The sequence below is a fragment of the Aromatoleum evansii genome, assembly GCF_045689615.1.
Classification (GTDB): domain Bacteria; phylum Pseudomonadota; class Gammaproteobacteria; order Burkholderiales; family Rhodocyclaceae; genus Aromatoleum; species Aromatoleum evansii.
This window is the reverse complement of record NZ_CP141259.1, coordinates 4,695,537-4,720,621: the sequence shown is the minus strand read 5'-3', so window position 1 is coordinate 4,720,621 and position 25,085 is coordinate 4,695,537. Positions and strand designations below refer to the sequence as shown.

Annotated in this window: 25 protein-coding genes and 1 pseudogene; 14 read left to right on the top strand and 12 right to left on the bottom strand. The window is 67.8% G+C overall.

All coding sequences use genetic code 11. The features are described from left to right. The first annotated feature begins 85 nt into the window (after window positions 1-85). Window positions 86-397 (top strand): PilZ domain-containing protein, encoded by a 312-nt coding sequence (locus U5817_RS22105; RefSeq protein ID WP_169206186.1) that lies wholly within the window; start codon window positions 86-88, stop codon window positions 395-397. Between the two features lie 21 nt (window positions 398-418). On the opposite strand, the gene U5817_RS22100 is transcribed toward U5817_RS22105, so the two are convergent. Further along, window positions 419-925: a disulfide bond formation protein B gene (locus U5817_RS22100; RefSeq protein WP_169127122.1), complete on the bottom strand. Its 507-nt coding sequence runs from the start codon at window positions 923-925 to the stop codon at window positions 419-421. A gap of 229 nt (window positions 926-1,154) precedes the next feature. On the opposite strand from U5817_RS22100, the gene U5817_RS22095 reads away from it, so the two are divergent. Both U5817_RS22095 and U5817_RS22090 read left to right on the top strand, forming a co-directional pair. After that, window positions 1,155-1,754, top strand: coding sequence for an FMN-dependent NADH-azoreductase (locus U5817_RS22095; protein WP_407278839.1), 600 nt, complete (start codon window positions 1,155-1,157; stop codon window positions 1,752-1,754). Between the two features lie 103 nt (window positions 1,755-1,857). Further along, entirely contained in the window at window positions 1,858-2,751 is an 894-nt protein-coding gene (locus tag U5817_RS22090) for a pirin family protein (protein ID WP_407278838.1), read from the top strand. A gap of 282 nt (window positions 2,752-3,033) precedes the next feature. On the opposite strand, the gene ybiB is transcribed toward U5817_RS22090, so the two are convergent. Beyond that, complete coding sequence (gene ybiB / locus U5817_RS22085; protein WP_407278837.1) at window positions 3,034-3,954, bottom strand: DNA-binding protein YbiB; 921 nt, start codon at window positions 3,952-3,954, stop codon at window positions 3,034-3,036. Between the two features lie 49 nt (window positions 3,955-4,003). Between ybiB and U5817_RS22080 the strand changes: the two genes are divergently transcribed. Beyond that, window positions 4,004-4,888, top strand: a complete 885-nt coding sequence (locus U5817_RS22080; RefSeq protein WP_407278836.1) for a 2-hydroxy-3-oxopropionate reductase — start codon at window positions 4,004-4,006, stop codon at window positions 4,886-4,888. Further along, on the top strand, window positions 4,888-5,769 hold the full coding sequence (locus U5817_RS22075) for an NAD(P)-dependent oxidoreductase (RefSeq protein WP_407278835.1): 882 nt from the start codon (window positions 4,888-4,890) through the stop codon (window positions 5,767-5,769). The genes U5817_RS22080 and U5817_RS22075 overlap by 1 nt, the downstream gene beginning before the upstream one ends. A gap of 325 nt (window positions 5,770-6,094) precedes the next feature. Here the strand turns inward: U5817_RS22075 and U5817_RS22070 are convergent, their stop codons facing one another. After that, a complete protein-coding gene (locus U5817_RS22070) occupies window positions 6,095-6,748 on the bottom strand; it encodes a class II aldolase/adducin family protein (RefSeq protein WP_407278834.1) in 654 nt (217 codons plus the stop codon). Next, a complete protein-coding gene (gene mtnA / locus U5817_RS22065; RefSeq protein ID WP_407278833.1) occupies window positions 6,745-7,812 on the bottom strand; it encodes an S-methyl-5-thioribose-1-phosphate isomerase in 1,068 nt (355 codons plus the stop codon). Before mtnA ends, U5817_RS22070 begins: the two co-directional genes overlap by 4 nt. Before the next feature lie 232 nt (window positions 7,813-8,044). Between mtnA and U5817_RS22060 the strand changes: the two genes are divergently transcribed. The 8 genes from U5817_RS22060 to U5817_RS22025 all read left to right on the top strand — a co-directional run bounded on the left by U5817_RS22060 (window position 8,045) and on the right by U5817_RS22025 (window position 14,481). After that, window positions 8,045-9,202, top strand: coding sequence for a pyridoxal phosphate-dependent aminotransferase (locus U5817_RS22060; protein ID WP_407278832.1), 1,158 nt, complete (start codon window positions 8,045-8,047; stop codon window positions 9,200-9,202). A 155-nt stretch (window positions 9,203-9,357) separates the two neighbouring features. Continuing rightward, entirely contained in the window at window positions 9,358-9,609 is a 252-nt protein-coding gene (locus U5817_RS22055) for a PP0621 family protein (protein ID WP_407278831.1), read from the top strand. Window positions 9,610-9,611: 2 nt separating this feature from the next. After that, window positions 9,612-11,180 (top strand): sensor histidine kinase, encoded by a 1,569-nt coding sequence (locus tag U5817_RS22050; RefSeq protein WP_407278830.1) that lies wholly within the window; start codon window positions 9,612-9,614, stop codon window positions 11,178-11,180. Then, entirely contained in the window at window positions 11,177-12,571 is a 1,395-nt protein-coding gene (locus tag U5817_RS22045) for a sigma-54-dependent transcriptional regulator (protein WP_407278829.1), read from the top strand. The genes U5817_RS22050 and U5817_RS22045 overlap by 4 nt, the downstream gene beginning before the upstream one ends. A 198-nt stretch (window positions 12,572-12,769) precedes the next feature. Further along, window positions 12,770-13,069: a nucleotidyltransferase domain-containing protein gene (locus tag U5817_RS22040; protein WP_169127098.1), complete on the top strand. Its 300-nt coding sequence runs from the start codon at window positions 12,770-12,772 to the stop codon at window positions 13,067-13,069. Continuing rightward, window positions 13,066-13,545, top strand: a complete 480-nt coding sequence (locus tag U5817_RS22035; RefSeq protein WP_169127096.1) for a hypothetical protein — start codon at window positions 13,066-13,068, stop codon at window positions 13,543-13,545. Before U5817_RS22040 ends, U5817_RS22035 begins: the two co-directional genes overlap by 4 nt. A gap of 295 nt (window positions 13,546-13,840) precedes the next feature. Next, window positions 13,841-14,140, top strand: coding sequence for a nucleotidyltransferase domain-containing protein (locus U5817_RS22030; RefSeq protein ID WP_407278828.1), 300 nt, complete (start codon window positions 13,841-13,843; stop codon window positions 14,138-14,140). Beyond that, on the top strand, window positions 14,137-14,481 hold the full coding sequence (locus U5817_RS22025) for a hypothetical protein (protein ID WP_407278827.1): 345 nt from the start codon (window positions 14,137-14,139) through the stop codon (window positions 14,479-14,481). Before U5817_RS22030 ends, U5817_RS22025 begins: the two co-directional genes overlap by 4 nt. Window positions 14,482-14,668: 187 nt before the next feature. Here the strand turns inward: U5817_RS22025 and U5817_RS22020 are convergent, their stop codons facing one another. From U5817_RS22020 to U5817_RS22010, 3 genes are all read right to left on the bottom strand, one after another. Next, window positions 14,669-15,067: a type II toxin-antitoxin system VapC family toxin gene (locus U5817_RS22020; protein ID WP_407278826.1), complete on the bottom strand. Its 399-nt coding sequence runs from the start codon at window positions 15,065-15,067 to the stop codon at window positions 14,669-14,671. Continuing rightward, window positions 15,055-15,285 (bottom strand): type II toxin-antitoxin system Phd/YefM family antitoxin, encoded by a 231-nt coding sequence (locus tag U5817_RS22015; protein WP_407278825.1) that lies wholly within the window; start codon window positions 15,283-15,285, stop codon window positions 15,055-15,057. Before U5817_RS22015 ends, U5817_RS22020 begins: the two co-directional genes overlap by 13 nt. A 165-nt stretch (window positions 15,286-15,450) precedes the next feature. Continuing rightward, a complete protein-coding gene (locus tag U5817_RS22010; RefSeq protein WP_407278824.1) occupies window positions 15,451-16,554 on the bottom strand; it encodes a transposase in 1,104 nt (367 codons plus the stop codon). Window positions 16,555-16,637: 83 nt separating this feature from the next. On the opposite strand from U5817_RS22010, the pseudogene U5817_RS22005 reads away from it, so the two are divergent. After that, a pseudogene (locus U5817_RS22005) lies at window positions 16,638-16,991 on the top strand (helix-turn-helix domain-containing protein); the annotation flags it as partial. A 567-nt stretch (window positions 16,992-17,558) separates the two neighbouring features. Here U5817_RS22005 and U5817_RS22000 read toward each other — a convergent pair. The 5 genes from U5817_RS22000 to U5817_RS21980 all read right to left on the bottom strand — a co-directional run bounded on the left by U5817_RS22000 (window position 17,559) and on the right by U5817_RS21980 (window position 25,045). Next, on the bottom strand, window positions 17,559-17,996 hold the full coding sequence (locus tag U5817_RS22000; RefSeq protein WP_407278823.1) for a prepilin-type N-terminal cleavage/methylation domain-containing protein: 438 nt from the start codon (window positions 17,994-17,996) through the stop codon (window positions 17,559-17,561). 323 nt (window positions 17,997-18,319) lie between these two features. Further along, a complete protein-coding gene (locus tag U5817_RS21995; protein ID WP_407278822.1) occupies window positions 18,320-21,499 on the bottom strand; it encodes an efflux RND transporter permease subunit in 3,180 nt (1,059 codons plus the stop codon). Between the two features lie 158 nt (window positions 21,500-21,657). Further along, complete coding sequence (locus U5817_RS21990; protein ID WP_407278821.1) at window positions 21,658-23,196, bottom strand: efflux RND transporter periplasmic adaptor subunit; 1,539 nt, start codon at window positions 23,194-23,196, stop codon at window positions 21,658-21,660. After that, a complete protein-coding gene (locus U5817_RS21985; protein ID WP_407278819.1) occupies window positions 23,193-24,560 on the bottom strand; it encodes a TolC family protein in 1,368 nt (455 codons plus the stop codon). The genes U5817_RS21990 and U5817_RS21985 overlap by 4 nt, the downstream gene beginning before the upstream one ends. Before the next feature lie 125 nt (window positions 24,561-24,685). Continuing rightward, a complete protein-coding gene (locus U5817_RS21980) occupies window positions 24,686-25,045 on the bottom strand; it encodes a copper-binding protein (protein ID WP_169127062.1) in 360 nt (119 codons plus the stop codon). Window positions 25,046-25,085 lie beyond the last annotated feature (40 nt).

Here is a 25,085-nt window from a genome sequence, read left to right as displayed (position 1 = left end):
CGGGACGGGCCGTGAAAGGATGCGGCGCGGATGACGACGGAAGGCTACAATCGGCCTGTCATCGACGCTGAAGCCCGTCCGGCCCATGAACGATCGCGCATCCCACGTTGAACGGCGGCTCGACCGCCGCATCCCGCTCGGCTGTCCGGCGGTGATCCGCCTGAAGACAGGCGAGACCATTCGCGGTGAATGTGTCGAAATCGGCGTCGGCGGGATGACGCTGCGCGCGCCCTACGTGCCCGGGCAGGCCGAGGTGCTGGAGGTGATGGTCTCGGTGCCCGGCAACGGCTCCGTCGCCCGTCCGCCGCTCGTCACGCGGCTGGAGGTCAAGCGCTGCCACGCGCTGGGGCAGGGCATGTACGAGATCGGCGGCACGACCGTGCGCGTCGTCGGCTGACGCGCCGCAGTCTTCAGGTTATCAGCCGCGCCCCTTCCCGCGCACGATCAGCGTGATCGCCCCGATCGCGACCAGCGTCAGCATCGCCAGCGACCAGTTTGCGATCGAAAGTCCCAGGAAGCTCCAGTCCACCTTGGAGCAATCGCCCGCGCCCTGGAAGATCATCGGCAGCGCGTCCGCGAGCGGGAAGCTGCCGAGCATGAATTCCAGGTCAGGTCCGCATTCGGCCACTTCCGGCGGATAGATCTGCATCCAGGTCTGGCGCGCCGCCACGCCCGCTCCCGCAAGCGCGGCGACGAGGATCAGCCCCGAATAGGCGCGCGTGCCGCTGCGGCCCGGATTGTGCAGACCTGCCACGAGCGCGAAGAGCGCGATGGCGATGAAGGCATAGCGCTGCATGATGCACATCGGGCAGGGTTCGAGGCCGACGACGTGCTGCAGGTACAGGCCGAAGCCGAGCAGGGCCACGCAGGCGGCGAACAGTCCGAGGAAGAGGACGCGGGAGGACGGTGCGGATGAATTCATCATGGGCGAAGACGGGTGAATGAGGCGCGATTGTAGGTCAGTCCGGCGCATTCGTCCCCGGCGCCGGTGAAAAGTTCAGTCGCGATTGCGACCGCAAGGGGCGGGCGCGCAATCCCAGGTGGCGCGGGAGAGTGCAGATCCGGCAACAGTGAAGTGCAAATGTTCTGGTTTTTCCGCAACAATGCTTCCCCTAAAGTTGCCCCATCGACAAACCACTTCGATGGAGCAACGAATGAACATCCTGCAAGTCAATTCCAGCGCCCGTGCCGCCGCTTCCGCTTCCACCCGCCTCGCCAACAGCATCGTCGAGCGTCTGCGTGCCGACAATCCGGGTGCCAATCTGGTCGTCCGCGACGTCGGCAGCAACCCGCATCCCGTCCTCGACGAAGCCGCGCTGGGCGCGCTGTTTACGCCCGCCGAGCAGCGCACCCCGGCGCAGGCAGCCCGCGTCGCGCTCGACGATGTGCTGATCGCCGAGATCCAGGCCGCCGACGTCGTCGTGCTGGGCGTGCCGATGTACAACCTGGGCGTGCCGGCGCAGTTCAAGAACTGGATCGACGCGATCGCCCGCGCCAAGGTGACCTTCCAATACACCGCCAACGGCGTCGAGGGCCTGCTCAAGGGCAAGAAGGTGTATGTCGCCCTGGCCCGCGGCGGCAAGTACCGCGGTACCGACTGGGATGCGCAGGTGCCCTACCTGAAGGTCGTGCTCGGATTCCTCGGCATGACCGACGTCTCCTTCTTCTACGCCGAAGGACTCGCGATGGGACCGGAAGCGGAACAACAGGCCTTCGCCGAAGCTCAACGCGAGATCGAGGCGGCGTTCGCATAAGCGACCAGCAGCCTTGCACACCCGGACGTCGGACGATAGATCGGGCGCCGGGAAAGAAATAGATACAGAGAGCACCCCCGACCCCGACACGGAGGACCACACCATGTCCGACACGCAACAGCAACGCATCAGTAAAGAAGTCACCCGCCCGCGCAGCGTCGAGCGCCTCGTGGCCGGGCAGGCCACCTCCGATGGCGCGGGCGTGAAGCTCACCCGCGTGCTGACCCAGCCGCTGCAGCGCCGCCTCGACCCCTTCCTGATGCTCGATGCCTTCGGCAGCAACGATCCGGGCGATTACATCGCGGGTTTCCCGGACCACCCGCACCGCGGCTTCGAGACCGTCACCTACATGATCGCCGGCCGCATGCGCCATCGCGACAGCGCGGGCCACGAAGGCCTGCTCGAGAACGGCGGCGTGCAGTGGATGACCGCCGGAAGCGGCGTGATCCACTCCGAGCTGCCCGAGCAGGAAGAGGGCGTCATGGAAGGCTTCCAGCTGTGGCTGAACCTGCCCGGCCGCGACAAGATGTGCGCGCCGTGGTACCGGGACTTCGCCGCGGGCGAACTGCCGACCTTCACGACCGAGACCGGTGCCGCGGTGACCGTGATCGCCGGCGAGAGCCATGGCGTCGCGGGGGCGGTGACGCGTGACGCGACCGCGCCGCTCTACCTCGACATCCACCTGCCGGCCGGCGCCCGCTTCGCGCAGCCCCTGCCGGCCGGGCACAACGCCTTCATCTACGTGTATCGCGGCGAGGTCACGGTCGCCGGCACGCAGGTCGCGGTGCAGCGCATGGCGATCCTCGCCAACGATGCCACCGCGGATGGGGTCGTGATCGAGGCGGGCGCGGTGCCGACACGCGTGCTGCTGATCGCCGGGCAACCTCTCGGCGAGCCGATTGCGCAGTACGGCCCCTTCGTGATGAACACGCAGGCCGAGATCCACCAGGCGCTGGCGGATTACCGCGACGGACGTTTCGCGCCGATCTCCGGCTGAAGCGGGTTCCCGACCCCCGCTCCTGCGCCCGGCAGGAGAGGCCTTCGCCACGGCGGGAGTTTCCCCTCCCTGAGCTTCCGTTGCGGTTGAGGTCTCTCCTGCCGGGCGTGGCTTTTCGGCTTGCGCTTTCCGTCCTTCTGCGAGCGAAGGCGACCCTTCTCGTAGGGCGGGAGGAGCCGCAGGCGTATCCCGCCGTGCGGTGGCCGGATGGCTCTCGGCGCTTGGATCGGCGGGATGCGCTCCGCTTCTCCCGCCCTACGATTCCGAGCCGTCCGGACGTGTTTAACCCTCGTTCGCGAGTCGCACCAGCAGCGCGGCCTGGTCGAGCACCGGCTGCGGGATCGGAACTTTGCCTGCCAGCATCGCCCGGATCAGCGCGGCATTCTCTTCCACGCCGGGCGCGTCCGGCAGTCCTTCGACCGGCGGGGCGCCGCCTTCCTCCGCCGGCCAGGCGAGCTCCGCGACGCCATCGCGGAACGCCTGCATCGCCGGTCGCCGGCGCGGGTTCGCGTAGGCCTCGCCTTCCGTGCCGCGCATCAGCATCGCCCGCCCGCCATCCACGACGAGGAACTCGTGCATGCGTTCGAGATACTCCGGGTGCGTCACCGCGACCACCCGCACGCTGCGGCCGATGCACGGGTCCACGAGCTTCGCCATCGTGTGACCGCTGCCGCGCACGCCCAGACGCAGGCGCAGGCTCAACAGGGCATCGAGCCCCGGTAGCAGCTCGTCGAGGCGGAGGCAGGCGATGCGCTTCTCGGCGAGCTCGCGGTGCGCGTCGCCGACACCGAGCGCGGGATGGATGCCGAGCGCCGCAAGCAGTTCGAACGGACTCACGCGCGACTCGAAATCGTGCCGCCCCTGGATCAGCACCGGCACCCCTTCGCGCGCGAGCAGCAGCGCGACCAGCGGCATCAGGTTGGCCTGGCGGCGCGCGCCGTTGTAGGTCGGCAGGATCACGCAGCGCGGGCCCGGCGGCACCGCGACTTGAGCGCAGCGGGCATCCATCGCGCGCTTGAAGCCCAGCAGCTCGTCGCGCGACTCGCTCTTGATGCGCAGCGACACGACGATCGCGCCGAGCTCCAGCTCCGGCACCTTGCCGTCCAGCATGTCGCCGAACAGCTGCTCCGCTTGCGCGGCGTCGAGGTCGCGCGCGCCCTTGGCGCCACGGCCGATTTCCTTGATGATGGGGGCGTAGGTCATGGCGAAGATTATGCGTCGCCATGCGCGTTCCAGCCACAGGAGAATCGAAATGGAAGTCGGATTCATCGGCCTCGGCCTGATGGGGCGCCCGATGGCGCTGAACCTGATGAAGGCCGGGCACAAGGTGCAGGTGTGGAGCCGCCGGCGCGAGTCGATGCAGCCCTTGCTCGACGCGGGCGCGGGCGACTGCGCGAGCGCGGCGGAGCTCGCCTCGCGCGCCGAGGTCGTCATCAGCATGGTCGCGGATGCGCCCGACGTCGAGCAGGTCGCGCTCGGCCCGCAAGGTGTCGCGGACGGCGCCCGTCCCGGCCTGATCTTCGTCGACATGAGCACCATCGCCCCGGCGGCCGCCCAGGCCATCGCCACGAAGCTCAAGGCACGCGGCATCGAGATGCTGGATGCGCCGGTGTCGGGCGGCGAGATCGGCGCGATCAACGCGACCCTCACGATCATGGTCGGGGGCGACGCAGCCGCGTTCGAGCGCGTGAAGCCCGTGTTCGAGGCGATGGGCAAGACGGTGTCGGTGATCGGCGCGAGCGGCGCCGGCCAGGTCGCCAAGGCGTGCAACCAGATCCTCACCGGCGTCGGCGTCGCGGCCGTGGCCGAGGCGATGAACTTCGCGCAGAAAAGCGGCGTGGATGCTGCGAAGGTGCGCGAGGCGCTGCTCGGCGGCTTCGCCTATTCGCGCGTGCTGGAGAACCATGGCCAGCGCATGCTCGACCGCAACTTCAAGCCCGGCTTCAAGGCGTGGATGCACCAGAAGGACCTGCGCATCGTGATGGAGGAGGCGCATCGCCTCGGCCTCGCGCTGCCCACCTCCGCCGCGACCGCGCAGATGCTCAACGCCATGGTCGGCAGCGGCCTGGGCGAGAACGACTCGATCGCGATGCTGAAGCTCCTCGAGCGCATGAGCGGCGGGGAGGGGCAGGACTGATGGAGGTCGGATTCGTCGGCCTGGGCGCGATGGGGCGCCCGATGGCGCAGCACCTGCAGCGCGCCGGCCATCGCCTGCACCTGTGGGCGCGGCGTCCGGAAAGCGTCGCGCCCTTCGCCGGGACCGGCGCGGTCGTGCATGCGACGCCGGCCGAGCTCGCCGCGGCGACGGATGTCGCGTTCACGATCATCACCACCAGCGAGGACGTCGAGCGCGTCGCGCTGGGCGAGGGCGGCTTCGTCGAGGGCGTGCGGCCGGGCTGGGTGCATGTGGACATGAGCACGATCGCGCCGGGCACGACGCGCCGCATCGCCGCCGCGCTGGCTGCGCGCGGCGCGGCGATGCTCGATGCGCCGGTGTCGGGCGGATCGGTCGCCGCGGAGGCGGGGACGGTGGCGATGATGGTCGGTGGCGACGCGGCGGTGCTCGAGCGCGTACGCCCGCTGCTCGCAACCTTCTCCCGCGCGATCGTGCATGTCGGCGGCAACGGTGCCGGCGAGGTCGCCAAGGCGTGCAACCAGATGGTGATGGTCGCGGCGATCCAGGCCTGCGCCGAGGCGATGCTGCTCGCCAAGGCTCACGGCGTCGATCCGGCGAAGGTGCGCGAGGCACTGATGGGCGGCTCCGCGGCGTCGCGCATGCTCGACGTGATGGGTGACCGCATGATCCGGCGGGATTTCGCCGCCGGCATCGAGGCGCGCCTGCATCACAAGGACTTCGGCATCCTGATGGACGAGGCGGCGCGCCTCGGCGCTCCGCTGCCGATCGCGGCGCAGGTGGGGCAGCAGCTCAACGCGCTGATGGCGCAGGGCGGGGCGCATAGCGACACGTCCAGCCTGATCCGCGTGCTGGAGCGCGCATCCGGGCGCGGCGATGCGTGACGATTCACCTGCGGCGGAAGGCGCTTCGCTTTTCTGCCCTGCGCCGCAGGTGCTGATGTCCTTCGCCAGTCCGCGATGTGTCGGGGCTCATGCCGAGGTCGGCAAATTTCGGGCGGGTGGATCGGCGGGATGCGCTTCGCTCCTCCCGCCCTACGATTCGCACCTCCAGCACGGATCGCCTTCGTCCCGGTCACCGTAGGTCGGGAGGAGCCGAAGGCGGATCCCGACATGCAGCCGTCGAGCGGGTGTCAGCGGCGGTCGGGAAATCGGCGACCGTTGGATCGGCGGGATGCGCTGCGCTTCTCCCGCCCTACGATTGGCTCCGTCAGCCCGCCCGCGGCTTGCCGTACCAGCGGAAGCGCTCCACGACCTCCGCCATCTCCGCGTCCGACAGGAGCACCGGCTCGCCGATCTGGCGGGTGCGCCAGTACTGCTCGCACAGCGTCTCGAACTCGATCGCCAGATCGAGCGCATTGTCGAGGTCGCGCCCGGACACGAGCATGCCGTGGTTGGCCATCAGGCAGGCCGAGCGGCCGTCCATCGCGGCGAGGATGTTGTCCGACAGTTCCTGCGTGCCGAAGGTCGCGTAGCGCGCGCAGCGCACGGTGTTGCCGCCGAAGCGCGCGATCATGTAGTGGAAGGGCGGGATCTCGATGCGCTGGCACGCGAGCGAGGTTGCGAAGGGCGCGTGCGCGTGCAGGATCGCCCCCACCTCCGGGCGTCGCGTATAGAGGTCGTGATGGAAGCGCCATTCGCTCGACGGCGCGACGCGCCCGCTGGCGCTGCCGTCCGCGGTGACGATCACCATGTCCTCCGGCGTGCAGGCGGCGGGCGGCATGCCGCTGGGCGTGATCAGCATGCCGCCGTCGATGCGCACGCTGACGTTGCCGGCCGTGCCGGTGTTGAGTCCGGCCGCGCTCATCGCGTGCGCGGTCGCGAGGAGTCTTTCGCGTACCGCCAGTTCGACGGAAAGGCTCATCGCGTCGCTTCCGGATACAGGTCGCGCAGCCCCCCGGGGGCGCACACGCCGCGCTCGGTGATGATGCCGGTGATGCAACGTGCGGGCGTCACGTCGAAGGCGGGGTTGGCCGCGGCGGTGGTTTCGGGCGCGAGGCGCAGCGTCTTCACTGCGCCGTCGCCGTCCAGCCCGAGCACCGTGCACACTTCGCCCGGGCCGCGGTCCTCGATCGGGATCGCGCCGCCGTCGGCGCAACCGAAATCCACGGTCGAGAAGGGTGCGGCGATGTAGAAGGGCACGCCGTGCTCGCGCGCGGCGAGCGCCTTCAGGTAGGTGCCGACCTTGTTCGCCGCGTCGCCGTTGGCTGCGACGCGGTCGGCGCCGGTGATGACGACGTCGACTTCGCCGCGCGCGAGCAGGATGCCGGCCGCGTTGTCGGCGATGAGGCGCAGCGGCACGCCCGCTTCACGCAGTTCCCACGCGGTGAGCAGCCCCTGGTTGCGCGGGCGCGTCTCGCTGACCCACACCTCTACGGCAAGGCCAAGCGCCTTCGCCGCATACACGGGGGCGAGCGCGGTACCGGCGCCGCAGGTGGCGAGCCAGCCGGCGTTGCAGTGGGTCATCACGCGCAGCGGACGGTCGAGACCGGCGGCCAGGCGTTCGAGGATCGCGAGACCGTGTCCGCCGATAGCGGCACACATCTCGGCGTCGTCGCGGTGGATCGCCTCGGCCTCGCGCCAGGCAGCCGCGGGGCGTTCGGTCGGGACGAGGGGGTGCAGGCGCTCGCGCATCCGGCCGAGCGCCCAGTGCAGGTTCACGGCAGTCGGGCGGGTCGCGGCGAGGGTGGTCAGTGCATGCTCGAGGCGGGCGTCGCTGGCATCGGTGGCGAGGGCGATGGCGACACCGTAGGCGGCGGTCGCACCGATGAGCGGGGCGCCGCGCACCTGCATCGCGTGGATCGCGGTCGCGACCTCGTCGAGCGTGGCGAGGCGGCGCAGCTCGCATGCGTGCGGCAGCAGGGTCTGGTCGAGGATGACGACGGCGTCGCCGTCGCGGCGGATCGTGGGAATGGGCTGGGTGAACATGGGGGTATTCTAGCGTGTGGCGTTTGCGCCGGGCGTCGCTCCCGTAGGGCGGGAGGAGCCGAAGGCGTATCCCGCCATGCAACGGTCGGGATGCCATCGGGCCGTGGGATGGCGGGATGCGCTGCGCTCCTCCCGCCCTACGGTCCTGCTGTTCCTGCGGCCTTCGCCCTGATTGGTGATCCGTTTGTGCTCTGCCAGAATGCTCCGATCCACTGAACAAGACCCGCACGCCATGCCGCATTTCCCTGCCCCCGTCGAATCCCGCCTGCCGAACGTCGGCACGACGATCTTCACCGTGATGTCGCGCCTCGCGCAGGAATGCGGCGCGATCAACCTGTCGCAGGGATTCCCGGACTTCAATGCCGAGGACGTGCTGTTCGAGCGCGTCGCGCACTGGATGCGCACGGGACACAACCAGTACGCGCCGATGGCTGGCGTCGCGCCGCTGCGCGAGGCGATCGCGCGCAAGGTCTCCACGCTCTACGGCACCGCGTACGACCCCGAGGCCGAGGTCACGGTGACGGCCGGTGCGACGCAGGCGCTATTCACCGCGGTTGCGGCGCTCGTGCGCCCCGGCGACGAGGTCATCGTGTTCGAGCCGGTGTACGACTCGTACGCGCCGGCGATCGAGCTGCAGGGCGGGCGCGTCGTGCGCATGCAGCTGGCGGCGCCGGACTATCGGCCGGACTGGGGCGCGGTCGCCGAGGCGATCACGCCGCGCACGCGCATGATCATGATCAACAGTCCGCACAACCCGACCGCCACGGTATGGACGGCCGGCGACATGGCACGGCTGGCGGCGCTCACGCACGGCACCGGCATCGTCATCGTCTCCGACGAGGTGTATGAGCACATCGTCTTCGACGGCCTGCGCCACGAGAGCTGTGCCCGCCATCCGGAACTGGCCGCGCGCAGCCTGATCGTGTCGAGCTTCGGCAAGACCTACCACATCACCGGCTGGAAGGTCGGCTACGTCGTCGGGCCGCGCGAGCTGATGGCGGAATTCCGCAAGGTGCACCAGTTCAACGTGTTCACGGTGAATACGCCGGTGCAGCTCGCGCTGGCCGACTACATGGCGGACGCGTCGCGGCACGAGGGGCTGGCGGCCTTCTACCAGGGCAAGCGCGACTTCTTCCGTGAAGCGCTCGCCGGTTCGCGCTTCGAGCTGCTGCCCTCGTCCGGCACCTATTTCCAGCTCGCGCGCTACGGCGCGATCTCGGACGAGCCCGATACCGCCTTCGCGCAGCGGCTCACGCGCGTGACGGGGGTTGCGGCGATCCCCGTGTCGGCCTTCTTCGCCGACGGACGCGACGAGCGCGTGATCCGCTTCTGCTTCGCGAAGAACGAGGCGACGCTGGCGGCGGCGTGCGAGCGCCTGCAGAAGGTGTGATGCGGAGTGCGTGCTAGACTCTCCCGCTTGGTATTCCCGTAACTGGTCCGGCATCCGCTACCGTTCGGGCTGAGCCTGTCGAAGCCCTGCCTGTGCCCTTCGACAAGCTCAGGGCGAACGGTGGTATCTGCCAGCCGCCTTGGTAAATCCGCATCGTGCGAAACCTGCTCCTCCTCGTCCTCGTCCTCGTCGGCATCTGGTGGGTGCGTCGCGCCCTGAACCGGCCGGGCGGCACTGACTCGTCGGCAGGCAAGCAGACCGGCGAGCGCAAGGGCGTGCCCGAGCGCATGGTCAGCTGCGATCATTGCGGCGTCCACGTCCCCGAGAGCGAAGGCGTGCGCGACGGCGATCGCTTCTTCTGCTGCGAGGAGCATCGCCGGCTAGGCACGCAGCACCAGGAACCCTGAACATGCGCGCCGCCGCGGACGAACGCCGCGACCTCGCACGCCGGGGGCCGCTGCGCTACCTGAACCTCTTCCGCCTGATCCTCGCCGGGCTCTTCCTCGTCGCCGGCCTCGAGCTCAATCTGGGCGCGGATGCGCCGAAAATCTTCAATGCCGCGGCGTTTGCCTACCTCGCCGCGGTGCTGGCGCTGGGATTCCCCGATGCGGCACGCCGCTTCGGCGTAGACCGCATCATCACCGCGCAGGCCGTGATCGACATCGCCGTCCTCGCGGTGATGATGTGGGCCAGCGGCGGCTACCGCAGCGGCATGCCCGTGCTGATGATGGTCGTCCTCGCCGGGGCGGGCCTCGTCGCCGAAGGGCGCATGGTGCTGTTCTATGCTGCGCTCGCGACCGTCGCCGTGCTGGCCGAAAACGTCTGGCGTTTCTTCGCTGGCGAGCGCGCGGCGGACTTCCTGCAGGTCGCCTTCGTATGCACCGCCTTCTTCGGCATCGCGATCACCGCGCGCTTTCTCGCGTTGCGCGCCAAGGCCAACGAATCGCTCGCGGTGCAGCGCGGCGAGGCGCTCGCCAAGCAGCAGGCGGTCAACGAGCGCATCATCCATGACATGCAGGACGGCGTGCTGGTGGTCGCGGCCGACGGCGTCGTCCGTCAGGCCAACCCGCGCGCGGCGGAGCTGCTCGGCCTCAGCAGCGTCGACGGCCTGCGCCTGACCGATGTCGATGAGAATTTCGCCGACGTGCCCGCCTGCTGCAGCGTTCCCGAAGGCAGCCTGCGGCGCCTCGGGCCGGCCGGCAAGCTGCTGCGCTGCCGTGCGGTCGGCGCGCAGGAAGACGCCGACGGGCGCAGCGCTGAGGGCGGCGAGACGGTGATCTATCTCACCGACTTCGAGGAAATCCAGACCCATATCCAGCAGCTCAAGCTGGCCGCCCTGGGGCGCCTCACGGCCAGCATGGCGCACGAGATCCGCAACCCGCTGTCTGCCGTCACCCAGGCTGCCGAGCTGCTGACGGAGGAAAAGCGCGGTGACGTCCAGGTCCGCCTCGTGCGCATCATCAACGACAATGCCCGCCGCATCGAGCGCATGATCCGCGACGTGCTGGCGCTGGGGCGGCGCGATGAAATGCTGCCCGAGGCATTGCCGCTGGCGTCCTTCGCGTGCGGCTTGCTGGACGAATTCGCGCTGCGCGGCGGCGCCGAGCGCGAGGTCTTTGCGCTCGACATCCCCGACGATGCAACTTTCGCGATCGACCGCGCCCACATGCACCAGATCCTCGACAACCTGGTCGGCAACGCGCGGCGCTACTGCTCCGGCGCGCCCGGCTCCGTGCGTGTCTTCGCCCGTGTCGAAGCGGGTGGGCGGGTGGCCGTGCACATCGTCGACGACGGCCCCGGCATCGCCGAGTCCGACCGCCCGCGCATGTTCGAACCCTTCTTCACGACGCACCCCAAGGGCACCGGGCTGGGCCTCTACATCTCCCGCGAACTGGCCGAAGCCAATGGCGCCACGCTCGAATTGCGCGACAATGCGCCGGGCGCCCATTTCGTGCTCACCGGACGGAGTCAGCCATGAACACATCCGAACGACGCAACCGCCCTGCCGGAATCGATGTCCTCGTCGTCGACGACGAGGAGGACATCCGCGAAGTTCTGGAACTCTCGCTGCTGCGCATGGGCCTCGCGTGCGATAGCGCCGGAACGGTCGAGGATGCGCGCCGCCTGCTGGCCGAAAAGAGCTACCGCCTGTGCCTCACCGACATGCGCCTGCCGGACGGCGACGGGCTCGATCTGGTCGCGCACATCCAGTCGCACGCGCCGGGCCTGCCGGTCGCCGTCATAACCGCCTTCGGCAGCATCGAGACCGCCATCCGCGCCCTGAAGTGCGGCGCCTTCGACTTCGTCACCAAGCCGGTCGAGTTAAAGGCCCTGCGCGAGCTCGTCAGCCACGCGCTGAAACTACAGACCGCGGCATTGGCCCCCGCGCCCGGCGCTGGCAATGCGACGCGCACCCTCATCGGCACGTCGCCGGCGCTCGAGCACCTGCGCGCGCAGATCGCCAAGCTGGCGCGCAACCAGGCCCCCGTCTTCATCCAGGGTGAGTCCGGCACCGGCAAGGAAGTGATCGCCCGCCTCATCCACGAGCTCGGTCCGCGCGCGTCGGCGCCCTTCGTGCCGGTGAACTGCGGCGCGATCCCGCCCGAACTCATGGAAAGCGAGTTCTTCGGCCACCGCAAGGGCGCCTTTACCGGCGCCGTCTTCGACAAGGACGGCCTCTTCCAGGCCGCACGTGGTGGCACCCTGTTCCTCGACGAGGTCGCCGACCTGCCGCTGGCGATGCAGGTCAAGCTGCTGCGCGCGATCCAGGAGCGCGCCGTGCGTCCCGTCGGCGCCCATGCCGAAGAATCCGTCGATGTGCGCATCCTGTCCGCCTCGCACCGCGACCTTGCCCAGCTCGTCGCCGACGGCAAGTTCCGCCAGGACCTCTACTTCCGCATCAACGTCATCACGCTGCGGGTGCCGCCACTGCGCGAACGCCCGGAGGACATCCCCGAACTGGCTGCGCACATCCTCGCGCGGCTCGCCGAGCGCGACGGCGTCCCGCCGCACCGCCTCGCGCCCGACGCCGTCGCCGCCCTCAGGCAGCATCCCTTCCCGGGCAACGTCCGCGAACTCGAAAACCTGCTCGAACGCGCGTGCGCGCTGTGCGACGGCGACGAGATCGGCGCGGGTGACATCGACCTGCACCCGACCGAAGGCATCGCCCAGCCCTTGCGCCCATTCGGCGCCGCCGAAGCGTTTGTGGCCGAAGCGGATGTCGACAACGACGAGGACGGCGAGGACGAGCGCGTGCGAATCCTGCGGATGCTCGACGAAACGCGCTGGAACCGCTCGGAGGCTGCGCGGCGTCTGGGGATGACGCTCAGGCAGTTGCGCTATCGGCTGCAGAAGTGGGGGATGGAGTAGGGGAGCGGGAGGCAGAGCGAGGCTGCCCGTGCCTCGGTGTCTTCTTGGTCTTGCCTTAGTGCAAGCCGAGTGGGCGTCTCGCTGTTTCGAGGACGGGAAATCGTGTTCCGTTCCCTATTTCCACAGTTTCGACCCTGAATCCCTGCGTCGTGGCGCCGGATGTAGAATCGACCGGAGCGGTTTTCAAGGATCAAACATATGAGACTGAGTCCCGAGCAAGTGGCCGCTATCCGACAAACGGCTGCCGAGGTTTTCGGCGACGATGTGGGCGTGTGGTTGTTCGGGTCGCGTGTCGACGACAGCAAGAGAGGCGGCGATGTCGATTTGCTGCTGTCGCCCGTGTCGCTCGACGCGCGGGAACAGTTGCTGCGCAAGGTCCGCTTTCTTTCACGCCTGGAGCGCCGCCTTGGCGAGCGCAAGGTTGACGTCGTTATCGAGGGGCCGGGCGATACACGTCCGATCGTCCGTATCGCCCATCAAACCGGAGTTCGGTTATGACCCGCTCCCCCGAGTTGCTGGCGCTTCAGCAGGCTCTCGAAACTTGTCGATTGCATGAGGAGGGTTTGCGTGATGCGCTCGGAGACTTGGCGTTGCGTGCGTTGTGCCGCGGCGATCTTGCCTCGCTCGGAAAGGAAGATCGCCGTCTCCTCGATCAGTTTGCCTATCGCTATCTGCGACTTCAGGATGATCTAGGTGCGCGGCTCATGCCGGCAGTGTTACGTGCGCTGGGCGAGGAGGTTGCGTCGATGGCGGCGCTCGATCGTTTCGCCAGACTGGAGCAGTTGGGGTGGCTTCCGTCGGCCGAGGAGTGGTCCGATCTTCGGCGCGTGCGGAACGAGTTCGCACATGACTATCCCGAAACCGATGACGAGCGGTTTGCGCGGCTGCAACTTGCTATCGACTCCGCGCAACGGGCGCTACAGATCTGGACTGGTTTTCGGGACAAGGTGCGGATGCGCTGGCCTGGTTTGTGAAAACGTGGGGGCGTGCGTGTCGAGAAGAACTGTCATCTGCTCTCCCACGCATCGAGTTCGGCATCGAAAAGCGGCTTCATGAAGTCATCCCCGATCCGTCCGGGCAGGTGTCCGGGACGCCCGCCTGCGGTCGGAGGCGCGAAACGCAGTCGGGTTGGACTCCCGGCGCGGATCCGCAACGCAGCATGGCGGTGATTGCGCGCTAATTCAGCAACGAACTTGCAACTCAGGACAGTACCTAATCCCCTGTTTCCCCCGTCCTGGATGATCGCGATTCGATGCTGGACTTTGTCCCGTGCGTCTTACCGAACAACAGCGATTGCAGATCAGGAAGGCAGCGGACCGCTCGCTCGGGGAGCAGGCGGAGGTCTGGCTGTTCGGTTCCCGCGTCGATGATGACGCCCGAGGCGGCGACATCGACCTGTACGTCGAACTGGATGGCGACGCGGCTGAGGTCCTGGAGCGTCAGTTGCGGTTTTATGCGACCCTGCAGCGTGAGCTCGGGGAACGGCGGATCGACATCGTCGTGCATCGCAAAGGAACGCCCACCCGGCCGATCGACCGCGCTGCGCTGCGTCATGGGGTCAAGCTGTGACGGGCGCGATAGAGCGGCTGTGGTACCTGCTTGCGCTGGTCGGGCGCGAGGAAGAGCAGCTTCTGGGCGTGTCCTCGCGTCTGTTCGTCGGCGGGCAAGTCACTCCGGCGTGGCTGGAAGGCGTCCTGGCCGTACCAGAAGGCATCGATCGGTTCGAGTCGTTCGTCGGCAAGTTTTCGCGCATGCAGGACACGATGATGGACAAGCTCTTGCCGACCTTCCCCGTGGCTATTGGCGCGCGAAGCGCCACGGCATTGGACAACCTCAATCTCGCCCACAAGCTCCAATTCGTTATGAGTACGTCGAAGATGTCGCAGAGTTGGCTGCAGTCATTCCCCTGAGGTACTTGACTTGGCGCGCTGCGCATAACTGCGTGAGGTTTCCCGGTGCGCCCACTGCACTGCCGAACTGCCGCATCAAGCTCGTCGCGCAGGTGATGAACTGATCCGGCGCGATGCCGAGTCGCTCCAGCAGCCTGGGCGTCTGTCTCGGGACCGCCGGGCCCCGGGTTCCTCTCGCCCGGTCGGGCTACCAGATCGTGTTTATGTCGAACAGGGCAAGGGCCGGATCGCACGTCACCAAGGGCAGGGATTCCAGCTCACTCTGCGCCGCGAGCATCCGGTCGAAGGGGTCGCGATGCTCGATCGTGTAACTGCCGGCCCGCAGGCAGTGGAAATGTGTGATTGGCAGATGCACGAAGCCGTCAGCGGCGACTAGCTCGTCAAAGCGAAACACGGCATCGGCGGCTTCGTTCAGTTTCCCGAGGCGCTGCTTGGTTGCGATTTCCCAGGCACTGGCCGCGCTCACGACGATCTCGTTGGTCTCGTCCGCGATTGTGCGGCGGGCGAGATCCGACAGCCGCGGATCATCGGTGAACCACCACAGCAGGGCGTGCGTGTCGAGAAGAACTCTCATCAGCTCTCCCACGCATCGAGTTCGGCATCGGAAAGCGGCTTCATGAAGTCATCCCCGATCCGTCCGGGCAGGCGCCCGGGACGCCGGCCCGTGGTCGGAGGCGCCAGGGGCATCAGGCGTGCGTAGGGCTTGCCCGCCTTGGCCAGAATGATTTCCTGTCCGGCGTGGGCCTGCTCAAGGAGGCGGGAGAAGTGAGTCTTGGCTTCATGGACGTTTACGACGACACTCATTTCATCCTCCTATTGGACTAAGCTGCATGACTAAGTCTAGCATGGTCGGGAGGTGGGTGAATGAGTCGCACGGCGACGTGATGTGTCACCTTGGAGGCGATTGATGTCGCACCTGCGGAGGACGGCACTTTGGGCAAGAGGGGAGACGTGACCCCGGGGTTTTCGTCACGCTGCCTTGCGTTGAAACATTTCTTTTGCTGCAGCCATTCCCCTGAGGTACTTGACTTGGCGCGCTGCGCATAACTGCGTGAGGTTTCGCGGTGCGCCCACTGCACTGCCGAACTGCCGCATCAGGCTCGTCGCGCAGGTGATGAACTGATCCGGCGCGATGCCGAGTCGCTCCAGCAGCCTGGGCGTCTGTCTCGGGATCGCGCCGCGCTTGTCCGGACGAACGCAGCGGCCCGCGGTCTCGATAACTTCCAGGTAATCGTCAAACGCGAATGGGATCGCCGCGGACAGCCGGGCCGTGGCATCGAATGGCATCAAGGGCTGTTTCGGGAGCGAGGCCGGTCTTGTCTCGCCGTGTGGCATATCCGCTGAATCGGAAGCGTCGGCGGCGGACTCGGGCGAGGAGGGGGAGACAGAAGGCCGGACGGTTGTCGGGGAGCCGGCGGAAGGGGCGCGCGCAACTTCAGCGATGCGTTCCGCGACGGACGTGAACTCTGAACGTTCCGGGGTGTCCGCCATTTGTGCGCGAATGGGATTCAGGTCGACATAGGCCATCGCCGACAAGATGGCTTGTTCGTCCAGCAGCGCTTGGCTCTTGAAGCGTCCTTCCCAGAACCGCCCCGTGACGTCGTCTTCGGCGTTGGCCTGTCGGGCGATGGATTCATTGAGCACCCGCATGAACCACGACAGATCCGTGAGCCTCGACCGATATTTTTCGACGAGTCGGTCGATGACATGCAAGGTGACCGCGGTCGGTGTGTCGCTGCGGGCTGCCAGAAAGTCTCGTACTGCAGGCGGACCGTCGAAGAGCTGCGTCCAGCGCCGCAGCACCTCGTCGCGGGACCAGTTGGTGGCGCGTTCAGCGTCGACGCGGACGACGAGATGGAAATGATTGCTCATGACCGCATAAGCGGCGACATCGATGGCGAAGACTGCGGACAGCTGCCCGATTCGATCAACGATCCAGCCGCGGCGGTGCTCGAAGCATCGACCGGTGTAATGGTCCTTGCCGCACAGGAACGCGCGCCGAACGCAGCGTGAGACGATGTGATACCAGGGCGTATCGGCGAGGCAGACGAGAGCGGTGCGCGGGCGAGTCAAGAGAAATGCTCCTCGGAATATTCGAAAAGCATATCACGGAGAGGCAAACAGAGTGGGTGTCCCTTTGTTTCCTTGTTTCCAGCCTCGCGCCCGACGCCGTCGCCGCCCTCAGGCAGCATCCCTTCCCGGGCAACGTCCGCGAACTCGAAAACCTGCTCGAACGCGCGTGCGCGCTGTGCGACGGCGACGAGATCGGCGCGGGCGACATCGACCTGCATCCGACCGAAGGCATCGCCCAGCCCTTGCGCCCATTCGGCGCCGCCGATGCGTTTGTGGCCGAAGCGGATGGCGACAACGACGAGGACGGCGAGGACGAGCGCGTGCGAATCCTGCGGATGCTCGACGAAACGCGCTGGAACCGCTCGGAGGCTGCGCGGCGTCTTGGGATGACGCTCAGGCAGTTGCGCTATCGGCTGCAGAAGTGGGGGATGGAGTAGGCGAACGGGCGGCAGTCCGCCTTTTGCATGGACAGGGCGGTGAGACCCCGCTCACGGGAGCACGTTCGTCGATTTCGTTGGCGAGGGCTGCCGACCGTGCTGTCATACAGGCTTGGCGGCAGTACGAGGGCGCTGCGTTACAGATGGTCGATGATCGGGGCTGCCCGTTCCGTGCGCATGACCAGATTGACGGCTACGGATGCGCCGAGAGCGACACGCATGGCGTTAGCGCTCCCGGTAGTTGCAGATCATGGCTTCCGGTGCGGGAAGCGTGCTTGCAGCCCCTTCTTCCGCAAGATGCATGCAAGGGCGGGGACTCGTAGGACGACTCAAAGGTGGGGGAAACAAAGTGGGCGTCCCTTTGCCTTGCGCTAACAAGAGACGGGCAGAGCGGGCGCGAGTCACAGGCATCTCCTGTTTGCGCTGTTGGGGTAGTGCGGTACGGGAGATAAAGTGGGTGTCCCTTTGTCTCACGAGAGCCGAAAAGCAGAAGGGACCGCCGAGGCGGTCCCTTCTTTAATGCGGCGGAAGGCGCTTCGCTATTCCGCCCGACGCCAGCTGTTATGCTTAGCGATTCTTAACAATCTTCGCCGGAATCGTGTCGGATGCCGTCTTGGTCCAGACGATCTTGGTACCGCTTGCGTCGGGAGCGCCCGTCACCTCGTAGATGTAGCTGCCGACCTCAGCCGTGCCGGTAAAGTTAATCGTAACCCCGTTCGTCCCAGACGCTGCCAGCGTTGCCTTGGCGGTCGCGAATTTCGGAGTCGGAAGATCCGCAAGATTCAGATTGGCTGCGGTGAGGCAATTGGTGTTCGTGCCTGCATTATTTTGAAGGCATTCTGCAACTGCCAGCTTCACCGGCTCAAGTCCGGCAATGTTGTCGCTCCACTTTGCGCGGGTGATGTAGTCTTGGTACTGGGGGATCGCGATGGCCGCCAGAATACCGATAATCGCCACGACGATCATCAGTTCGATCAGGGTGAAGCCTTGCTGGACCTTTTTCATGATGCTCTCCTTGATGGAAACCACGGAAAACCCGCTTGGTATCCCTAACGCAACCGCTGTGCCAGCTTTTCGGAAATGCGCGCATGCCGAACGCGAAAGTCGCAAAAGCCCCGTAAACACAAGGGGATGTCGCCGTTGCCGGCCTCGCCGGCAGGATGTCCTCGTCCGCCGCTTCCGTGAAAATTGTCACAAATTACGTCAAGCCGCGACATGGGGGACAATGGCTTTGTCAAGGATTGACAATGTCACGAGCTCGACCGGTGGGCGTTTGTTTGACGTGCGTAATCGGGTTCAGACCCCGATTACGTTCAAGAGATAGTGAGTCAAAGTGATTGACTCAATTGCGTGCGCTCGGATTCACGAGCGGCGTACTGATCGAGCCTCCGCCGCAGCTCCCACTCCTTCACCAGCGCATAGATCGCGGGAATCACCCCCAGCGTCAGCACCGTCGAGGACAGCATGCCGCCGACCATCGGGGCGGCGATCCGGCTCATGACCTCGCTGCCGGTGCCGCTGCCCCACATGATGGGCAAGAGACCCGCGATGATCGCGACCACGGTCATCATCTTCGGGCGCACGCGCTCGACCGCGCCTTCCATGATTGCGTGGTAGAGGTCGTTGGCATCGGCCTGGCGGCCTTCGGCAACGCGTTTCGCGCGGATGGCTTCCCAGGCGTGGTCGAGGTAGATCAGCATCACGACGCCGGTTTCGGCGGCGACGCCGGCGAGGGCGATGAAGCCGACCGCGACGGCGACGCTCATGTTGTAGCCGAGCCACCACATCAGCCAAATGCCGCCGACCAGGGCGAAGGGGACCGAGAGCATGACGATCAGCGTCTCCGTGAGGCGGCGGAAGTTGAGGTAGAGCAGCACGAAGATGATCGCCAGCGTGAGCGGCACGACCACGACGAGTTTTTCCTTGGCGCGCTCCATGTACTCGAACTGCCCGCTCCAGGTGGCGTAGTAGCCGGGCGGGAAGTCGACCCTTTCGGAAACGGCCTTGCGGGCGTCGGCGACGTAGGAGCCGATGTCGCGGTCGCGGATGTCGACGAACACGTAGGCGGCGAGGAGCGCGTTCTCGGTGCGGATCGCCGGGGCACCTTTCGTCAGCGAGACCTTGGCGAGCTGGCCGAGCGGCAGGTTTCCCCCGGCGGGCAGGGGCACGAAGACCTCGGCGGCGATGCGGCGCGGGTCGTCGCGCAGGTCGCGCGGGTAGCGCACGGCCACCGTGTAGCGTTCGAGGCCTTCGACGGTGGTGGTGACCGGGTCGCCGCCCAGCGCGGTGGCGACGACCATCTGGAAGTCGTCCATGGTGATGCCGTAGCGCGCGAGCTGGCTGCGGTCGGGGGTGATGTCGAGGTAGTAGCCGCCGGTGACGCGCTCGGCGTAGGCGCTGGTGGTGCCGGGCACCTCGCGCACGGCGGATTCGACTTCGCGCGCGAGGCGCTCGATGACCGCGAGGTCCTTGCCGAAGACCTTGACGCCGATCGGCGTGCGGATGCCGGTGGAGAGCATGTCGAGCCGTGCCTTGATGGGCATGGTCCAGGAGTTGGCGACGCCGGGGAACTTGAGCGCGGCGTCCATCTCGGCGATGAGCTTGTCGGTCGTCATCCCGGGGCGCCATTCGGATTCGGGCTTGAGGTTGATGACGGTCTCGAACATTTCCAGCGGCGCGGGGTCGGTCGCGCTGTTGGCGCGCCCGGCCTTGCCGTACACGGATTCGACCTCGGGGAAGGTCTTGATGATGCGATCGGTGGTCTGCAGCAGTTCGCCGGCCTTGGTGACCGACATGCCGGGCAGCGATGCGGGCATGTAGAAGAGCGTGCCCTCGTTGAGCGTGGGCATGAACTCGGCGCCGATACGCTGGGCGGGGAAAATCGTGATCGCCATCGAGATGGCGGCGGCGATCAGCGTCAGCCAGCGGTGGCGCATGACCCAAGTGATGATCGGGCGGTAGAGCCAGATCAGCGCGCGGTTCACGGGGTTCTTCGCCTCGGGCAGGATGCGGCCGCGGATGAAGAGCATCATCAGCACCGGCACGAGCGTCACCGACAGGAGCGCGGCGCCGGCCATGGCGAAGGTCTTGGTGAAGGCGAGCGGCGAGAACATGCGGCCTTCCTGGCCTTCGAGGGTGAATACGGGCAGGAAGGAGACGGTGATGATCAGCAGCGAGAAGAACAGTGCCGGCCCGACTTCCTTGCAGGCGCGGATCATGGCTTCGCCGCGCTCGGCGACGGTGGCGTTGTCGGGCAGATGCTCGAGGCGCTTGTGGGCGTTCTCGATCATCACGATCGCGGCGTCGACCATCGCGCCGATGGCGATCGCGATGCCGCCCAGGCTCATGATGTTGGAGCCGAGACCGAGCGAGCGCATGGCGATGAAGGCGATGAGGATGCCGATGGGCAGCGTGATGATCGCGACGAGCGCGCTGCGCACGTGCATGAGGAACACGATGCACACCGCGGCGACGATCAGGCTTTCCTCGAACAGCGTCCATTTGAGGTTGGCGATCGCGCGCTCGATCAGCGCCGAGCGGTCGTAGACCGGGACGATGGAGGTGCCTTCGGGCAGCCCCGCCGAGATCTCGGTGATCTTCGCCTTGACGTTGGCGATCACGTCCAGCGCGTTCTGGCCGAAGCGCGCCATGACGATGCCGGAGGCGACTTCGCCCTCGCCGTTGAGTTCGGCGATGCCGCGCCGTTCGGCCGGCACCATCTCGACGCGGGCGACGTCGCGCACCAGCACGGGGGTGCCGCCCTCGCTCTTGAGGACGAGGTTGCCGATGTCTTCGGCGTTCCTGAGGTAGCCGCGCCCGCGCACCATGTATTCGGTCTCGGCCAGCTCGACGACGCGCCCGCCGACGTCGCGGTTGGAGGCGCGGATGACCTGTGCGACGCGGTCGAGGGGGATGGCGTAGCTCGCGAGCCGGTGCGGGTCGACGGTGACCTGGTATTCGCGCACGAAGCCGCCGAGGCTCGCGACTTCGGCCACGCCCTGGGCCTTGGTGAGCTGGTAGCGCACGTACCAGTCCTGCAGGCTGCGCAGCTCGGCGAGCGAACGGTCCTTGCCGGTGAGGGCGTATTGGTACACCCAGCCGACGCCGGTGGCGTCCGGCCCGATCTGCGGCGCGACGCCGGCGGGCATGCGGCCGGCGGCGGACGACAGGTACTCGAGCACGCGCGAGCGCGCCCAGTAGATGTCGGTGCCGTCCTCGAAGATCACGTAGACATAGGACGCGCCGAACATCGAGAAGCCGCGCACGACCTTGGCCTTGGGCACGGCCAGCAGCGCGGTGGTGAGCGGGTAGGTGACCTGGTCCTCGACCACCTGCGGCGCCTGGCCGGGGTAGTCGGCATAGACGATGACCTGCACGTCGGAGAGGTCGGGCAGGGCGTCGACGGGGGTCTTCTTCAGCGCATACACGCCGCCGGCGCTGACGAAGAGCGTCGCCAGCAGGACGAGGAAGACGTTGCGTGCGGACCAGTCGATGAGGCGGTCGAGCATGTCAGGCCTCCGGGCTCGCGATGTGCGGATTGACGTAGGGCGGGAGTAGCAACGCGGATCCCGCCGAGCGGACGTCGGGGGGAGATGCACGCCGGAATGGCGGGATACGCTGCGCTACTCCCGCCCTACGCAGGCATCCTTTGGTCGGCTGGGCCATTTCAGTGCCCCTTGTGACCGGTGGATGCGGGTGTCGCCGCTTCGATGCGCGTGATCGCGAACTCGCCCGGCGCGCGCTGCTCGAACTCGAAACGGATCGGGCTGCCCGGGGCGATGCCTTTGGCGACTTCGGGCGAGGCCAGGCTGAAGTCCATCGTCATTGGCGGCCACTTCAGCGCGGGAATCTCGCCATGCGTGATGCTGACGGTGTCGGCGGAGAGGTCGATGGCGTCGAGCGTGCCTTCCGCGGAATAGGTCGGTGCGGTGGCCGCACCGTTGTCCTGGCCCGCGGTGAAGCTCGCGAGCGCCGCGCGCAGGTTGCTCTCGGCGTCGATGAGGAAGTTGGCAGAGACGACGACGCGCTCGCCGGCGGCGATGCCGTCGAGAATCTCGATGTGATCGCTGCCCCGGCGGCCGACCTTGACGGCCTTGGGCAGGAAGCGGCCTTCGTCCTGGGCGACGAGCACGACCTGGCGTTCGCCGCTGTCGATCAGCGCCGAGGCGGGCACGGTCAGCACGGGGGCGGCCTTGCCGGTGGCGATGTCGGCGTGAGCGAAGAGGCCGGGGCGCAGCAGGCCGTCGGGGTTCGCGAGTTCGAGGCGCATCGGCGTCGTGCGCGTCGCGGCGTCCAGCGTCGGATAGAGGTAGGCGACCGTGGCGTCGAAACGGCGCCCCGGGAAGGCGTCGAGGGTCACGGTGGCGTGCTGGCCGGGTTTGACGCGCGCGAGGTCGCGCTCGTAGACGTCGGCGAGCACCCACACCGTGGAGAGATCGGCGATGCGGAAGAGGGCTTCGCCGGGCATGAAGCGCATCCCTTCGACAGCCTTCTTCTCCATGACGACGCCGTTGGCGGGCGAGGTGAAGGTGAGCCGCCCGTTTCCGGCCTTCGTTCCTTCCGGGAGCTTCATCTGCCAATTGGAGACGCGCGCGCGGGTCGCCTCCGCGAGGCGTTGCGCGGACGCGGCGGCGGACGGGTCGCTGCTCGCGTCGCGCTGAAGGCGTTCGGCGATCTGCAACTCGGAGCCGGCCGAGACGAGTTCGGGGGCATACACGGAGAACAGCGCCTGGCCGCGGCGCACCGGGTCGCCGCTGGCGTTGACGTGCAGGCGTTCGATCCAGCCCTCGAAGCGCGGTGCGACGTCGACGACGCGGCGCTCGTTGATCGCGACGCGGCCGACGGCGCGCACCGGCTCGTCGAGCGTGCGCGGTTCCGCGAGCGCGGTGCGCACGCCCAGCGTCTGCAGGCGGGCCGGGCTCACGGTGACCGCGCCGGTGTCGTCGGGGCCGGCGTCCTCGCCTTCATAGACGGGGATGTAGTCCATCCCCATGGAGTCCTTCTTCGGCACCGGCGAGGTGTCGGGCAGGCCCATCGGGTTGCGGTAGTAGAGGATCTTCTTCCCGCCCGAGCCGTCCGCGGTTGGTGTCGCGTCGGCGGAGGCTGGGGCGGAATGCTCCGCATTGCGGGTGCCGGCGAAGTATCCGGCGGCGAGCGCGATGGCGACCGCGATGGCGCCGAGGGTGAGTTGCGCGGCGGGTTTCACAGCGATTCTCCGACCAGTTTTTCGATTTCAAACAGGGCCATGCGGGCTTCGACCTCGGCCTGGAGCAGGCTCATGCGGGTGTCGACGAGCTGGCGCTCGGCCTCGAGCACGGCGTCGAAATCGACGCGGCCGGTCTCGAAGGCGCTCCGGGTGGCGTCGCGCGTGGCCTGCGCCTGCGGCAGCAGCGTGCCGCGCAGCAGGCGTTGCGTTTCCTGCGCGCTGGTGAAGGTCGCCCAGGCGGAGCCGATCTCGCCGCCGAGGCGGCTGGCGGTTGCTTCGCGCTTCGCATCGGCTGCGGCGACCATGTGTGCGGCCTCGCGCTCGCGGGCGCGGCGGGCGGATTGTTGCAACGGGATCATGACCTCGAACATCAGGTCCCAGGACTGGTCCTCGCCGCGCGGGCGGTTGTTGGTGAGGCCGATCGAGTAGTCGGGGTAGCGGTCGGCCCAGGTGCGCTCGCGTTCGAGGCGCGCGGCTTCGATCGCGTGCGCGTCGGCGGAGAGGGCGGGGTTGTTGGCGCGCGCCCGTTCGACGAGGGCGGGAAGCGGCAGCACGGCCGGCAGGGCGGACGGTTCCGCGGGGGCGGCAAGGGGCTCGTGCGGGGCGCGCGCGAGGAGACCGTTGAGCGCCGCGGCGGCGGCGCGGCGGCGCTGTTCGATGCCGACCTGCGCGAGGCGCTGGCTGGTGATCTCGCGCTGGGCGCGCAGCACGGCCTGCTGCGGCGCGAGGCCCTGGCGGTAGCGCGCGAGGGTCGCTTCCTCGAGGCCGCCGAGGAGCGCGAGCGATTCGCGCGCGAGCGCGGCCTCCCGGTCGGCGGCGTAGTAGCGCAGCCACGCCTGCTTGATCGTCAGTGCGAGGTCCAGCCACTCGGCGTCGAGGCGGGCCGTGGCCTCGTCGGCCTTCGCCGCCGCCGTCCGCGTCTGCAGCTCGCGCTTGCCCCAGCCGGGCAGGGGCTGGATGAAGCGGTAGCGGGTCTCGCCGACCTGGCCGGGCACCAGCGTCGTGCCGCCGCCGCGCATCTCGTTGGTGAAATCCATCAGCTCGACCTGGAAGTTCGGGTCGGGCAGGGCGCCGGCGGAGTCGACGCGCTCGCGCGCGGCCGCGGTCTCGGCGCGCTGGGCGGCGAAGGCGGGGTTCGTGCCGCGGGCGTGCTGCAGGAGACCGGCGATGTCCGCGCCGAGCGGGGTGGCCGGATCTGCCGCAGTGGCGGCGGCCGGTGCGACCGGGAAGCTGCGGGCGGCGGGCGGGGCCGGTGGCGTGCCGGCGCCCTGGGCTTGGACCGTCGCTGCGACGGCCAGCAGGCCAGGGATCAGCAGCGCGGCGGCCAGGGCCCGCCGCTGCGTTCCCGCGTTGGACGAGTGCATCGTCGGGACTCCGCGAAGGTGTTGTTATTTGCGGCGGCGGGGCGGCCGCCGAGTCGTTCGTCGCGCGGTCGTCCGCCCCGGAGCGGGGGGTGCGTCCTGCGAGTCGCCGGAACCTCCGGCGTATCCTACTTGGTGACTTCCAGCTGCGTGACGCTGAACACGCCATCGACGCGTTCGGCGGTGAAGCGGACCTTGTCGCCGGTCTTGACCTTGTCGAGCATCGCGGCGTCGGTGGCGCGGAAGGCCATCGTCATCGCCGGCATGCCCAGGTTGTCGAGCGGGCCGTGGGCGATGGTGATCTTCGCCGCCGCCTTGTCGATCTTCTTGACCGTGCCTTCGCTCATCCGGGCGGCTGACACGCTCGCCGGCGTGGCGGCCTGCGCCATGTGGTGGCTGTGGCCGGCGTCATGGCCGCTTTGTGCGAGCGCCGGGGCGGCGGAGGCGGCGAAGAGGCCGAGGGTTGCGAGCAGAAGGGTGGTTTTCATGTGGAGGGCTCCATGCAATGCAGGAATTGGAGGCAGTATG